At 42.1% G+C, this 15,324-nt stretch carries 10 protein-coding genes and 1 pseudogene; 6 read left to right on the forward strand and 5 right to left on the reverse strand.

Annotated features, from left to right (window positions below; genetic code table 11):
• The first annotated feature begins 133 nt into the window (after positions 1-133).
• Positions 134-808, forward strand: a complete 675-nt coding sequence (locus ABD985_RS03975; protein WP_345369389.1) for a hypothetical protein — start codon at positions 134-136, stop codon at positions 806-808.
• A 36-nt stretch (positions 809-844) separates the two neighbouring features.
• On the opposite strand, the gene ABD985_RS03980 is transcribed toward ABD985_RS03975, so the two are convergent.
• Positions 845-1,732, reverse strand: coding sequence for a hypothetical protein (locus ABD985_RS03980; protein WP_345369391.1), 888 nt, complete (start codon positions 1,730-1,732; stop codon positions 845-847).
• A 176-nt stretch (positions 1,733-1,908) separates the two neighbouring features.
• Between ABD985_RS03980 and dnaE the strand changes: the two genes are divergently transcribed.
• The 4 genes from dnaE (at position 1,909) to ABD985_RS04000 (ending at position 8,694) form a co-directional block, all read left to right on the forward strand.
• Positions 1,909-6,168, forward strand: a complete 4,260-nt coding sequence (gene dnaE, locus ABD985_RS03985) for a DNA polymerase III subunit alpha (protein ID WP_345369392.1) — start codon at positions 1,909-1,911, stop codon at positions 6,166-6,168.
• Positions 6,169-6,418: 250 nt separating this feature from the next.
• Positions 6,419-6,982 carry a TetR/AcrR family transcriptional regulator gene (locus tag ABD985_RS03990; RefSeq protein ID WP_345369393.1) on the forward strand — a complete coding sequence of 188 codons (564 nt, stop codon included), beginning with the start codon at positions 6,419-6,421 and terminating at the stop codon, positions 6,980-6,982.
• A 176-nt stretch (positions 6,983-7,158) separates the two neighbouring features.
• Positions 7,159-7,707, forward strand: a complete 549-nt coding sequence (locus ABD985_RS03995) for a carboxymuconolactone decarboxylase family protein (RefSeq protein WP_345369395.1) — start codon at positions 7,159-7,161, stop codon at positions 7,705-7,707.
• A gap of 156 nt (positions 7,708-7,863) precedes the next feature.
• On the forward strand, positions 7,864-8,694 hold the full coding sequence (locus tag ABD985_RS04000; RefSeq protein WP_345369396.1) for a hypothetical protein: 831 nt from the start codon (positions 7,864-7,866) through the stop codon (positions 8,692-8,694).
• Between the two features lie 89 nt (positions 8,695-8,783).
• Here the strand turns inward: ABD985_RS04000 and ABD985_RS04005 are convergent, their stop codons facing one another.
• Positions 8,784-9,689, reverse strand: a complete 906-nt coding sequence (locus ABD985_RS04005; protein WP_345369398.1) for a hypothetical protein — start codon at positions 9,687-9,689, stop codon at positions 8,784-8,786.
• Positions 9,690-10,002: 313 nt separating this feature from the next.
• Complete coding sequence (locus ABD985_RS04010; RefSeq protein WP_345369400.1) at positions 10,003-10,746, reverse strand: RNA methyltransferase; 744 nt, start codon at positions 10,744-10,746, stop codon at positions 10,003-10,005.
• Between the two features lie 303 nt (positions 10,747-11,049).
• On the opposite strand from ABD985_RS04010, the gene ABD985_RS04015 reads away from it, so the two are divergent.
• A complete protein-coding gene (locus ABD985_RS04015; protein WP_345369401.1) occupies positions 11,050-11,331 on the forward strand; it encodes a hypothetical protein in 282 nt (93 codons plus the stop codon).
• Positions 11,332-11,472: 141 nt separating this feature from the next.
• On the opposite strand, the gene smc is transcribed toward ABD985_RS04015, so the two are convergent.
• The gene (gene smc, locus ABD985_RS04020; protein ID WP_345369403.1) at positions 11,473-15,033 is read right to left on the reverse strand and encodes a chromosome segregation protein SMC; all 3,561 of its coding nucleotides are present in this window, start codon (positions 15,031-15,033) and stop codon (positions 11,473-11,475) included.
• A gap of 114 nt (positions 15,034-15,147) precedes the next feature.
• Positions 15,148-15,318: pseudogene (locus ABD985_RS04025) on the reverse strand (PD-(D/E)XK nuclease domain-containing protein); the annotation flags it as partial.
• Between the last annotated feature and the right edge of the window lie 6 nt (positions 15,319-15,324).

Here is a 15,324-nt window from a genome sequence, read left to right on the forward strand (position 1 = left end):
GTAGGCAAGTTTGAAGCTATTGTGTTGAGTATTGATATTGTAATATAAAAAATAAGCAATAATCGGTAACCGATAAACAAAAACACATGAGATAGCATCAATCATTTACTTGTTAACTCAATAACCCAATCTCATGACAGATACAAAGAAAAGTAATTGGGCGGTGCTGATTCCGGTTTTAGGAACTATTACAGTGGCCATCTTGGGAGGAGTATTTTCTTTTTTGGGCGTTATGTCACAGAAAAAGGCAGAAGCACAGCAGAAGGCGACCGAGTTTAAAGTGAAGTTGGTGGAAAAGGTGATTAAGGAAAATACCCGAGAGCAAAGCATACAAAATCTGAAGTTTTTTATAGAGTCGGGCTTGATCAAGGATGACGAAGGAAAGTTATGGGATCTGATTGCCGAGAAAGAAGAAATTCCCGCATACCTGACGGTCCCTGATTTTTTTGAAGGTTTTGAGATTCTCTACCCACAGGCGTATACAGACGTGAAGGTAGGAACCCTGGAAGTGGAGGGGCGATACAAGGGATTGATTGAGCAAAAAACCTATCAGTTATGGTTGGTCGCCACCGCCAATGGACAGCAAAACTATACGGCAGATCATCCTGCCTTGATATCTACCTCCCACAAATGGAAAGGGAATATAACGATTGATACCCCAGGGAATTATACGGTATTGGCTTATTTAACTACCAAAACCTATGCTGATTCTTTAAGGTATGAAGTCATGAATACCAACTACATTAGCACATTTGACAGTTTGTGGCTAGTAGATTTTGTGACCGTGAAGGTGAAGGGTAATAGGTAAAAACCTATTACCTTATACTTTTTACCTATTACCTTTTTAGAAATATCGTACGTAGCTGAGGTAAGGGATACCTAAGATCTCATCAGTAATCTCTGGAACAATAAGCAAGCCGATATCAAAAGTATTTTTTTGGGACATAATACGGATTCCTTGTATACCTTTATAAGGACTAGTATCATCCAACTCTCCTGTATAGATATAGTTTTCTGACACCAGGGCGATAGATCTGCTGACTCTTTTCATACCGGAAAAGGTTAGGAGAGGAGCTTCCAAACTTTCTGTTTCTCCATCTGTACTTGCCCATAAATAGCCAGCACCCGCCGTGATATTGGCATCTGCTGTACCGTAAGTAATGACCCAATACCCTATACCAGCGAGGAAAGATTCCCCGTCCATATTAGGACTTCCTCCTAAAAATACTCCACCTCCAGTATGGAGTTTCTCCGTTAATTTGAACCCTATTTTAGGACTGAGGAATCCCACCGGATTTCCAGACAATAGGGTAATAAGTTCTATTCCTCCACCCATAGAAAAATTATTGCTAACACCATAGTTGACCATATTCACCGTCACATAGATATTTTGGTAGTACCCTTCATCCTTCTGTATAGGGACTCCCGTAGGGGCAAAGAAGTAACGTGTAGCATTGGGGTTGCCAAAAGAGTAGGCGCCTTGATAGGTGTCTTTTTTGACTTTTTTTACTTTGTCACGGTCGAGTTTAAGCTCACCATATTCCGTTGTGATGTAATAATAAGTAGGGTCATAATTGGTCAGTATTCCTAAAAAGATATCCCCTGTAGTGGTCGTGACCTTTACTTTTTGTTGGATTAAGGTGCTGTCCTGTGATTCCTGAGTATGCGCATTGAAAGTTAGAAGAAATAGAAGTAGAGAGAGTAGTAAAAAGCTTTTTTGAGTAGTTATCATTGGTCTGTTCAGTTTGTTTTTCCCAATTTAGAAAAAATACAATAGAATCCTTCCTCCTCACAATGAACAATTATCCCCCTGTCCTTGAGTTACTTCCCCAACTCCTTTCTCCGAATACTTACTTTCCTCCCAAACATTTAGTAATATTACATGCTGAATAATAGGATTAAAAGGGTATGGCATATTTAATATACGATACGGAGACCACGGGTTTACCGAAGAACTTTAATGCACCGATCACGGATCTGGACAACTGGCCTCGGGTAGTACAACTCGCCTGGCAGTTACATGATGATCATGGTAAGTTACTGGAAGCACAGAATTATCTGATTAAACCAGAGGGATTTACGATTCCATTTAATGCAACCAAAGTTCACGGGATTACCACCGATAGGGCATTGGAGGAAGGGCATGACCTGAAGTTTGTGTTGGAGACGTTTGCAGAAGCACTCGCCAAGTCCGACCGTCAGATAGGTCACAACCTGGAGTTCGATATCAATGTGATGGGAGCGGAGTATATCCGTGGCAATGTGGAGAGTCAGCTTCATGAAACGGAAGTGATTGACACCATGAAAAGTGCCGTAGATTTCTGTGCCCTTCCTGGTGGACGTGGAGGAAAGTTCAAGCCGCCTACCTTGACCGAATTGCATACCAAACTTTTCGGAAAGCCGTTTGATGCAGCCCATGATGCCGCTTTTGACGTTGACGCCACGGCTCGCTGTTTCTTTGGGTTGATTACCCAGGGAGTGGTGACACCTATTCATGATATTCCGGCATCAGAGGTGGTATATGAAGCTCCTGATCTGGATCCTTCCAATTTTGTACAGCAAAAGCAAGCCAAGAAAGCCGGTAGAGGGGATATCAGTAAGGAAGAAGGGTTGGCCCGCTTGAAGGATGTCCCTTTTGTACACTTACACGTACATTCTCAGTTCTCTATCCTACAGGCTACCTGCCCTATTGGAGGGCTAGTCAATACCGCAAAGGAGATGGGGATGCCAGGGGTAGCCTTGACAGACCTGGGAAATATGTACAGTATCTATCACTTTGTGAGAGATGCCCTCAAGGAGGGGGTGAAGCCTATCGTAGGATGTGAGTTCTTTGTAGCGGAAGACCGTACCAAGCATAAGTTTACCAAAGATAACCCTGATCGCAGACGTAATCAGGTACTGATCGCCAAGCATAAGGAAGGATACCACAACCTGGCAAAACTTGCTTCCGAAGCCTTTATCTCTGGATATTATGCAGGCTACCCTCGTATTGATAAACCTTTGATTGAAGAGTATAAAGAGGGATTGATTGCGACTACCGGTGGATTGGATAGTCCGGTCAATCACTTGATTCTGAATGTAGGTGAAGAGCAAGCCGAACAAGAGTTTGTCTGGTGGCTGGAGCAGTTTCAGGATGATTTCTATATACAGTTGATGCGTCATGGACTAGAGGAAGAAGATCACGTCAATGAGGTATTGCTAGGGTTTGCAGAAAAGTATGATGTAAAATACTTCGCTGCCAATAATGTCTATTACCTGGATAAGGAAGGCGCAACAGCTCACGATATTTTGCTTTGTGTAAAGGAGGGTGAAAAACGTGATACGCCTATTGGTAGAGGTAGAGGATTCCGTTTCGGTTTCCCAAATGATCAGTTCTATTTCAAGTCCCCAGACGAGATGAAAGAGCTGTTCTATGACCTGCCCGAAGCCATTGAGACGACCAATGAAATCTTTGATAAGATTGAAGAATATAAACTGGCGAGGGACGTGCTCTTGCCGGCCTTCGATATTCCTGAGAAGTTTGTAGACCCTCTGGATGCCGAGGATGGAGGTAAAAGGGGAGAGAACCTTTACCTTAGAGACCTGACCTATATAGGTGCCAAAGATCGTTATGGAGAGATCACCCCTGAGATTCGGGAACGTTTGGATTTCGAGTTGATGATTATTGAGAAGACCGGGTATCCGGGTTACTTCTTGATTGTACAGGATTTCACTTCTGCAGCTCGTGATATGGGCGTATCCGTAGGGCCGGGACGTGGATCAGCGGCGGGTTCTGCCGTAGCCTATTGTATTGGGATTACGAATGTCGATCCAATTGCCTATGATTTGCTATTTGAGAGATTCCTGAACCCTGACCGTGTATCCCTTCCCGATATTGATATTGACTTTGATGATGAAGGTAGACAAAATATCATCAACTGGGTAGTAGAGAAATATGGCTTCAAGCAGGTATCCCATATCATTACATATGGTACAATGGCTGCCAAATCGTCTATTCGAGATACAGCCCGTGTATTGGATTTGCCGTTGAGTGATGCTGACCGTATTGCCAAGCTGGTACCCGATATGAAGCTGAAGAAGCTATTCGCCATGGATGACAAGGCACTGGAAGCTAAGTTGAATGGGGATCAGATTGCTATGGCCAATGAGTTGAAGGCCATTGCCGAGCAACCAAATCTAGAAGGGGAAGTACTGAAAACTGCCCATATTCTGGAAGGGTCAGTAAGAAATACCGGTATCCACGCCTGTGGTATTATCATTACACCGGATGATATCACCAAGTTTATTCCGGTATCTACAGCCAAGGATGCGGATCTTTTGGTGACGCAGTTTGATAACTCCGTGGTAGAGAATGCGGGAATGCTGAAGATGGACTTCTTGGGGTTGAAAACCCTAACCATCATCAAGGATGCCGTAAAGCTGATCAAAAAACTACACGGTATTGAGATTAATCCAGATGATATTCCATTGGATGACCGTGTGACTTATGAGCTATACCAGAGAGGAGAAACCAACGGTACGTTCCAGTTCGAGTCCCCGGGTATGCAGAAACACTTGCGTGCCCTAAAACCCGATAAGTTTGGTGACTTGATTGCGATGAACGCCCTGTATCGTCCGGGACCTTTGGAGTATATCCCGAACTTTATTGCCCGTAAGCACGGGGAGGAAGAGATTGTCTATGACCTTCCCGCCTTGGAAGAGTACTTGGCAGAGACCTATGGTATTACCGTATACCAGGAGCAGGTAATGCTCTTGTCTCAGAGTTTGGCAGGATTTACTAAGGGTGAGGCCGATATGCTTCGTAAGGCCATGGGTAAGAAGATCTTTGCCTTGCTGGAGCAATTGAAGCCGAAGTTTATTGAGCAGGCAGCGGCTCGTGGACATGCCAAGGACAAGCTGGAGAAAATCTGGAAGGACTGGGAAGCCTTTGCAGCCTATGCCTTTAACAAGTCGCACTCGACCTGTTACTCCGTAGTAGCCTTCCATACCGGCTACCTGAAAGCGAATTATCCGGCAGAGTATATGGCGTCGGTACTGACGCACAACATGAATGATATCAAGAAGGTCACGTTCTTTATGGAGGAATGTGCCCGATTGAAAATACCGGTACTGGGACCTGATGTCAACGAGTCAGAGTATCAGTTCAACGTGAATGAGGATGGCGCCATCCGTTTTGGTTTGGGGGCAATCAAAGGAGTTGGAGAAGGACCTATTAATGCGATTATTGAAGGAAGGGAGAAAGGTGGACCATACAAGAGTACCTTTGATTTTGTAGAGCGTGTCAACCTGAAATCGGTGAATAAAAAGGCGATGGAAGGCTTGGCTTATGGAGGTGCTTTTGATGAGTTGGGTGATATGCACCGAGCACAATTCTTCTTTAAGGCTGATGGGGATATGACCAATGGTATTGAGAAGCTATTGCGTTTTGGAAATGCTTTTCAGGCAGAGAAAATGTCCGCCCAAAAATCACTCTTTGGAGCAGGAAGTGGTGTTGAACTGCCTAAACCTAAGATTCCGGATTGTGAGCGTTGGAGCAAGCTGGTGGAGTTGCGCCATGAAAAAGATGTCGTAGGTTTCTTTATTTCAGGGCACCCATTGGATATGTACCGTATGGAAATGGAGAACTTCTGTATTCCACTGAAGGATATAGAATTATACTCCAATCAGGAAATTACAGTTGGTGGAATGATTACGGATGCCAAGATCCGAGAGAGTAAGAATGGTAACAAGTTTGGTATTCTAACCCTTGAGGATTACGATAGAGTAGTAGAAATGGCCATGTTCGGGGAGCCTTTCAATAAGCACAAGCACTTCTTCAATGTAGGAGATTTTGTTTGTGTGACCGGTAAGGTAAGAGAAAGCTTCCGTAACAAAGGGCAGTGGGAACTATCTCCGATGAGCATTATGCTCCTTTCGGACATGAAAGAGAAGTTCTGCAAGGGAGTCGATTTGTCCATTGATATTGCAGCACTGGATGATGCCTTGATTATGGATCTGGTCTCTTTGGTAGAGAACAATCAAGGAAACTACGAGATGAAAATAGAGATCGTATCCAATGAAGATAAGTTGGTGGTCAATATGTTATCCCGTAAGTATAAGGTAGATCCTACAACTGCTATGATACAGAAATTGGAAATGATGGATGGGGTGAAGTACCGTATCTATTAATCTGGCAGTAGAGCTGCCTTATATTAAGTTTTAATATTTATCTGTCGCATTGTCTTAGGGTCTTCCCTAAGATCTAGACACTGGTCGTAGCGTCCACGCTACGACCTGCAGCGGGTTTGCACTACGCTTTCTATATCCACTATTGTTCTGGCTTGATGGCATTGTAATACCTTATCTTTGCACAAAGAAGCTATATCTACATGATTATTCCTTAAAACACTCTTTGTCAAGCATCTAAAAAACAAAGCATATGCCTAGAAAGAAATCATATAACGAAGACGAGGTGATTGAAAAAGCCATGGAGGTATTCTGGAAAAATGGCTTTGAGATGACCTCTATGCAACAGTTGGAGAAGGAGATGGGGATCAATAAGTTTTCGATTTATGCGAGCTTTGGAAGTAAAGAGGGGCTTTTCTTGAGAAGTATTCAGTGCTATAAGGAAAAGCTACAAAAAGTAGTAGAAAAACTGAGACGTTCTACTGACGGAATTGAAGGTATTAAGGCTTATTTTTATGATTTTATCACGTTTTCCAAAGAGCATGAAATGGTGAAGGGCTGTTTGGTGACCAATACAGCGAATGAACTGAGAGCAGATGCCAATCCTGAAATACTGGCCGCTTTATCAGATTTCACCTCAGAGATTCGATCAGTTTTTTTAGAGAAGATACAACAGGACTCCAACTTAAAGATTGATGATCCGGAAGAGAAAGCGGATTACCTTTTGGTGGCCATGTTTGGTTTATCGTCTGCTTCAAGAGTCTTCACTCAAAAACAATTACACCATTATATAGAAAATATTTTCAATAATTTATAAGTATGTAAGGTGTTGTTTATGAGTGTTTTGAGTCCTTTTCTCTTTTGAGTTAAGGATCTTTTTTTAAGTTAAATCTAAACAATCATTTAGTTATTATGTTCGGTAGTTGAAATTAATCTAAACGATAGGTTAGAAATAATTTAAAAAACAATCAATTAAATCAAAAACGAAATAAAATGAGCACATTGAACATTCATACGATTGAATCAGCACCAGAGAAGAGTAAAGCCCTATTGGAAGGATCACAAAAAGCGAATGGTTTCTTACCAAACCTTCATGCGGTATTAGCGGAGTCTCCAGAGTTATTCGAGGCATACCAAACATTGCATCAATTATTCTCTTCGTCTTCTTTCAATAAGGAAGAATTGACAGTCGTATGGCAGACAATTAACGTAGAGCATGAGTGTCATTACTGTGTGCCAGCACATACGGGTATCGCCCATATGATGGAGGTAGATCCAGCGATCACGGAAGCATTGAGAAACCGTACGGAACTACCTACAGAAAAGCTACAGATCCTTCACGAAACAACACTTTCTATGGTGAGAAACAGAGGGAATATTACAGAAGTAGAAGTAGAGAAATTCTTTGCGGCAGGGTATACACAACGCAATCTATTGGATATCGTATTGGGCTTGTCTCAAAAAGTGATCAGCAACTATACCAACCATTTAGCAAAAACTCCTGTGGACAAAGCATTTGAGAAGTTTGCTTGGGAAAAATAAGCCTTACTGAAAGTATAGTAGTATTTGTACTTTTAGCTTGAATAAATTTAGTGATAGGTAGAATAAAAAAGCACCCTTTATGGGGTGTTTTTTTTTATTTTCTTTTGTGATACCTTGCCGTCATATCAAGCAGTAAGAAAAGGTATTAGAGGCATCATGGATTTACCTAGAAGAAAGGAGCTTTTTCAACGAGAAATTATTCATTTTTTTAAAGAAAAATTGGAGCAGGAGGTAGACATTCTATCTTCATCCAATAGTGGAGTGATCACCTTGCAGGTAAAAAATATTCCTATCGTAGTCGTATTGCAGTCCTATGGCAGTATCACAGAGACAATGGATTGGAATAAACTTAGAAAAGAATTCTCAACACAATCCATGATATGGATAGGGCAGGATCAATGGGAGTACCAAAATGAAATCGTAACCTCTCGTCTAAGATCCTTGATGGGACATACAAAACGTATCCATGGCAGGCAAACGAAAATAAGAAAGCTCAACAAAACAGATGCCCTACAATTTTTAGAACAACATCATTTACAAGTGCCTATTCCCGGAAAGTACAAATACGGTTTATTTTTAGGAGAAGAACTCGTAGCAGTCATGGTATTAAGCAGGAAGCGTATGATTGACCGAGCTGGCGTAGCCCATGCCTCTTATGAACTAATGCGCTTTTGTAACAAGAGAGGAACAACAGTTGTAGGAGGGATGAGTAAGCTACTCAAGCACTTTATAAGGGAAGTACAGCCTGACGATATTATGAGCTACGTAGACCGGGACTGGTCGGATGGGAAAACGTATGTCAAGCAGGGGTTTGAGTTTCAGGAGGAGGTTCCTCCTATGTTTTTCTGGGTACATCCCGAGGAAGGAAAACGATGGTACCCACAGTTTTTACCCGAAGAGCTTCAAGAGAGAAATGAGACTTTAGAGCAAAAAGGTTATGTGAGAATGTGGAACTCCGGGAGCCTCAAATATTTATTTTTAAGGTAAAAGGTAAAAGGTAAAAGGTAAAAGGTAAAAGGTAAAAGGTAAAAGGTAAAAGGTAAAAGGGTGACCTCTTACCTTTTACTTTTTACCTCTTACTTTAATAAGGCTTTTGCTGCAGCCTCTTCTAACTTGGTATTTACAAGCGTTAAAAGCTCTTTTGGCATAGCGGTTTTCTCAAAATTGAAATCCAATGAAATGTTTTGGCCAATGATCATCGCTCTGGGAACAATAGTGTTTTTTTGTAGCTTGTTGATGATCAGTTGTGATTTGATATTGGTTAATAGGTAGTTATGCTCTTCTTCTTCGATGACTGCCCACAGTCGGTTGACTCCTTTTGTCATTAAAGCTCCTTCAGCCCAATCTGTAAATTGTTTTAGGCTTACTCCTTTTAGGTTTTTTTCCAACGCTTGCATATTTCCAATAATTTGAGGTGTTGCCGTATTCAATACCTGTAGGGCAGTGGTCGTGCTAAACACCGATTTGTTTGTTAATGTAGAATAGTTTGTAATGAGAGAGGCTGCTGGAGCGAGCTCCTCTATGGTCATCTGTAATACATCTTGTTCCAATGGTGTAAGATGCTCCATTTCTGTAAGGTATACTTTACTGCACCAGGGAAGGTCCTGAGAAAGTGCGTAAGCATCAATAGAGTCCTCGAAGTCTGATGCCTCAGAAACGTAAACAATATCTTGTATATCGTAGTAGGGTTGTAATAGGTGATCTGTTAAGAGGTAGTAAGCAACTTCAGTAGCTGAGACGGTAGTAGGAACATCGATGATCAGCGCATTGACAGGTAAAGAAGAAACCGTCAGTTCATACAAGATATGGTCTTCCGGCAAATAATCCCCCTCCCAGTTTTCGGGAAATGGATATGCTTCATCACTATGATTAGAAATGATATGCAAGAAGTTATACTTGTTATTTAGTTCCTGAATGATACGGTTTTTCCCATCCTTGCAGGGACCGGTTAAGATAATAACTGGTATACGTTGATTCATCATTGCGTTTGTCTTTTGGTGAAGCCACAGAGGCCCAACATTCCCTACCGCCAAAAGTGCCGTAGAAAATCGTTTTGTTTGTTCGTTTTGTTATCGAAATGCGCTTGCTTATCAGGCATGCACGTTCAATAAACACCAAGAGGCATGGAGAAAATTCACTTATTTCTTAGAATAATGTAAATAATTATAAAGCACGCAGTCAGTTGAATCTACTATATGGCATCTAAGTACTGGTCGTAGCGTCCTCGCTACGACCTGCAGCGGTTTTGCACTACATTCACAAAAAGCAATAACGTTTTAGATAGCTAGCAAATACCTATCGAAACAAATTATCACAAATAATCGCCGTAGCAATCGCCACATTCAGCGACTCCGCTCCCCCAAATCGAGGAATATTGATTTTCTGACTCACCAGCTGTTCGATTTCCTCCGAAATACCATTGGACTCATTCCCCATGACCACAATTGCTTCTTGTGGTAAAGTGGCTTTATGGATATTCTCTCCCTCCATAAATGCTCCCAATATCGGTAAGGAATCAGGCTGTGCTTTTAAGAATTCTCCAAGTTGAACATAATGGGCCTTTACTCTAGTAAACGATCCCATAGAGGAGATAATTACCTTGGGGTTATAAAAATCTGCACAATTCTCAGAACAGATAATATTTTTTATACCATACCAATCCGCTATACGAAGGATCGTTCCCAGGTTTCCGGGGTCTCTGACATCATCTAAGGCTAACGTGATCCCACTTAGTGTCTTAGGGGTAGATTGGGTTGGGATACGTACGATTGCCAGTGCACTGTCATTGTTTTTAACATGACTTACCTGTGAGAGTTGCTTTTCGGTAGAGATATAGGTTTCAGGAATCTTCCCGAAAGCAGGATGTTGCTCAAAAGCAGGGGCATGCTTTTCTGTATAGAAAAGGGCTACTGTTTCAAGGTAGGGAGAAGACAATAATTCCTCCACACTCTTGCGGCCCTCTACAATAAATAGTTGCTCTTTCTTACGATACTTCTTTTGCTGTAAAGATCGGACGGTTTTGCTCCAACGATTATTCAAAATAAGCGGATTTTGGTTGAAAATTGTACCACAAAAATAACCAATAATCCCACAACCTGAGTCCCATCTTAAAAAAATACAATGAAATAGAACTATTTTAAGACAGTGTGGTGTTTAATAGGTAGAGTATAGTATAAGTTGAAGCAAACTAGTTAGCCGAGTTTAAAGACCTATTCGATCTTAATTATAGAGAGGATGTTCTTCTTAGAACACCCTCTTTTTTTGTGGATGATTTTTAAAATCTAATTTTGTCTTGCCTATCATCTAATTTGTCTTTGAATAAATTGAAAACCTAAATACAAGATGAGAAGAATTTTAATAGGAAAAACGGAATATATTTTTGAAACACCCTTGTCACTGAAGATCACGGAATTGGCTAAAAGGGAGGAGGAACGTTTGCCTGCTTATTTGTATTTTTACTTGGGAAATTATAACTATGAAGCTTATCTTCCTGAAGCCTATCAGGAGAGCCGATACTTAGTGATGGAAGATAAAGTTATACTCACGGATCGTTTAGAAACGAATGCGGAAGGAATTCAAGTGGATTGGGTGCTGGACTGGACGACAGTGGATAGTGAACAGTGAGCAATGGGCAGTGAACAGTGAACAGTTAATCGTGAGCGATAGTCGTAAACAATTGAAAATTAATAATTGAAAATTATATACCACTACCCTCTCAATGATACACGAAAGTATCAATTTTCTCACTGCTCACTGCTCACTGCTCTAGTCCGTAAACCCTTCCAAATCCGGCGCATTACGGATATCTACCGGCACGACAGTAGTGACACCCTGTTCAATCATCGTTACGCCATAGATTACATCCGTACTAGCCATGGTACGCTTGTTATGTGTCACAATGATAAACTGCGAACGCTCGGAGAACTTCTGGATAATCTTGGTGAACTTACCCACGTTGGCGTCATCCAATGGGGCATCTACCTCATCGAAGATACAGAATGGTGCTGGTTTCAATAGGTAGATAGAGAACAGAAGGGCCGTAGCGGTCAAGGTCTTTTCTCCACCAGAAAGCTGGTTGATGGTCAGTGGACGCTTTCCTTTTGGTTGGGCCATGATCTCAATCTTGCTTTCCAAAGGATCATCAGGATCAGCCAGGCGAAGGTCGCATTTATCTTCCTCGGTAAAGAGCGAACGGAACACCTCCATAAAGTTGGCCTTGATCTCCTCAAAGGCTTTCAGGAAGTTTTCTTTAGCCACGGCATCAATTTCAGCAATGGTCTTTTCCAGAGATTCTCTGGCAGTGAGCAGGTCATTTTTTTGCTCGGTAATAAAGTCATTACGTTCCTTGATCTCATCATAGGCTTCAATGGCCGTATGGTTGACAGGACCAATGCGCTCTAACTTGACTTTAAGGTCTTTTACCAAAGCATCTAATTCTGCAACACTTTTCTCTTCCAGAGGGTTTTCTTCTTCCCCTTGCTTATGGGCAATTTCTTCCAAGTCCAAATCAAATTCTACAGCCATTTTTTCCTTGATGGAAGTCAATGAAAGTCGGATTTCATTCAGACGGTTGTTGAGGTCCATTTTACGTTGTTGGCTATCCTCTTTTTTATGCTGAAACTCCCGGATCTTTTTCTCAATATCATTGATCTTGACCTTGGCTTGATGCAGGATAAGTTCTGCCTCTTTAACGCCTTCCTCAATCGTGAGTTGCTCGTCTTGAAGACTTTGGGTCAGTTCATCACTTTCCTCATCAATGTTTTCTACTCTTTCCAGCTCCATTTTGACTTTCCCCAATTCCTCCATATTACTCTGGATCTTGGCTTCTCCCTTAATAAAGGCAGACTCCTTAAAGGAAATCTCATTTTCCATACTTTCCACCTGATTCTGTTGCTGGTGGAACTGTATGTTTTGCTGGTTATATTGTGCCGAAAGCTGTGTGTAGCGATTATTTTCCTCTTCGTACTCGTCTTGAATATTTTCTAATTGCTCCTGAAGGATTTCAAGTTCCTCTTGCTCTCCAGCGACCCTAGGACCGTTCTCCGTCACAATACGCTCTGCTTCCGCCAGTCGATCCATGATCTCATCCCTTTTGTTTTCACTTTCCATCAGGAACTTGGAAAACTCTTCTTTCTGGGTCTGAATCTTGATGATCTCCTGATTAATCAGTTGAAGGTCATTTTTCGCTTTCTCCACATCGGATTTATAGGATACATCCTGTAGCTTGCGCAACTCTTCATTGAGGTCAAAGAGTTTTTGGTTTTGAATCTCAATCTCCTTGGATAGTGCTTCGATCTCTTCTTCCAGCTTCTTCAGGTTTTGTACTCTACCCATTTTCTTGCCTTCAAAAGAACCTACGGAACCTCCCGTGATCGCAATGCTCTTACGGATTGCACGACCATTCTTGGTGACCAATACCACATCATCCATCGCGGGAAGGTGGTTTTGGTTACGCGTGACGATATAGACGTTATGCAACATGAAGTTGATCAGGTCCGCATGCTTGTCGGTAAACTCAACCACATCCAAAGCGTGTACGGCATCTTGTATGGCTTTTCGAGGAGCGGCCTGAAACCCTTTGAACTTATTCAAAAGCAGGAAGTTCGCTTTTCCTTTGCTAGCCTCTTCCAATACATTGACTGCTTGCCATGCTTCTTCCTCTGAGGAAAGAATAAAGTAGTTGAGGTAAGGTGTTAAATATCCTTCGATCGCCGTTCTATATTCTTCGTCACAGTTCAGGATATCGGAAAGGAGAGGGGCATCCTTGGCAAAATCGGTATGTTGCTTCAAGTACTTGATTGCCTCCGGATAGCCTTCCATATTTTCTACCATGGATTTGGTCAGCTCAAACTCATTTTGCTTGGCATCACGGCTACGTTGATTCTGAACCAGCGCATCTTTGAGTTGCTCTCTTTCTCCTTGAAGCCTTGCAATGTTACTCTCATGTTGCAACTGCTTTTCCTCTGCGAATCGAAGTTCATCTTCAAATTCACTCTTCTCGGCTTGTAGCTCAAGGAACTTGCGATCAAACTCCTGTACACTCGCACTTTTTTCGGAAGTGGAAGAATGTTCTCTCTCTAGTTCCTGTTTAAGAGCTGAAAGTTGTACTTCATTGATTTCCACACTCTTTTTCAATTGAAAAACAACCGTTTCCTTGGCTTTGTGTCGACTGTCCAGATCGGTCAATTGTTCCTTGAGGCGCTGTACTTTTTCTTTTTGCGCTTCGTAGCCTTCCTCATGATTTTTGAGTAGGTACTCGGTTTCACTCAACATGCGTTGGGTAGAGTGCAACTGTGTCTTGAGCGCGTTCAGGCTTATATTTACCTGCTCATTGGTTTCTTTTTCATCTTGAATCTGCTGTACCAACACTTCTTGGCGGTCTTCCAGGAACTTGCGTCTTTCTCCTTTCATCTTACGTTCGCTGTCAATTTGGCGAATCTTGAAGATGTGTTCGTTTAGGGTCTTTTGACGAGTAGAAAGGAGTTGTTCTTTTTGGAAAATAGCTTCCTTTTCCTGCTCTAGCTGCAGTTCCATTTCTGCGACCTGCTTGGCAATAGAGCCTGTGCTACTATTTTCATTTTGAAGTTCATCATTGAGACGCTCCATCTCATCCAGCTGAGCGGTAACGGATTTCTTCGCCAATACAATGCTGGCATCCTTATATTCATGCTTCAGTTTAAGGTAACGACGGGCCTGCTTGGCTTGTCGTTCCAGGGAGCGCATATTTTTCTCGATCTCATGTAAAAGATCTTCTACACGCTCTAAATCAGCATCCGTATCCTTTAGCTTCTTGAATGTTTCCTTTTTTCTCTTCTTGAACTTGGAAATCCCTGCTGCTTCTTCAAAAAGTGTTCGACGGGAGTTGTTGACGTCATTCAGGATCTCGTCTACCATCTTCAGCTCAATGATGGCATAGCTATCCGGGCCGATCCCCGTATCCAGGAATAATCCCTGAATATCCTTTAGACGGCAGGGTACGCCATTCAGAAGGTACTCCGCTTCTCCCGAGCGGTAATAACGTCTGGCAATCGTTACCTCAGTATATTCAGTAGGAAGGAGTCCACGATTATTCAAAAAAGTAAGGGAGACCTCAGCCATCTGCAGCGGCTTGCGCTTACGGGTACCATTGAAAATGATGTTATCCATCTTTTCCGAGCGAAGGGCACGTGTACGTTGCTCTCCCAGTACCCAACGGATAGAGTCTACCACATTGGATTTTCCACTACCATTAGGGCCTACTACCGCCGTGATCCCCTTATCAAAGTTGAGGGTGACCTTGTCGCCAAAACTCTTGAAGCCCTTAATTTCCAGTTTGCTTAGCAGCATAAATTCTCTACGGTTTAAAAAGTGATCCGAAACGGAAGATCAAATATAACTGAAATATTAAAAAATTGAAGATTTAGAAGGGGAGAGTGTGTGGGAAAATATTTGGGGGATGAATTATCTCAAAACCTCCACATCCCATCCATCGATCCCTTTCGCATCTGTGCTAAAGTTCACGCCAATCCCCACAAGAGTTTTTCCACTTTGGCCAAATTTCTCCAGATAGCCTTTACTTTTAATTTGTTCCATGGCCATACTAACGGTTTTATTGAACTTGAACTCAAAGCAGTAGAC

The sequence above is a fragment of the Algivirga pacifica genome, from assembly GCF_039543525.1.
GTDB classification, from domain to species: Bacteria; Bacteroidota; Bacteroidia; order Cytophagales; family Flammeovirgaceae; genus Algivirga; species Algivirga pacifica.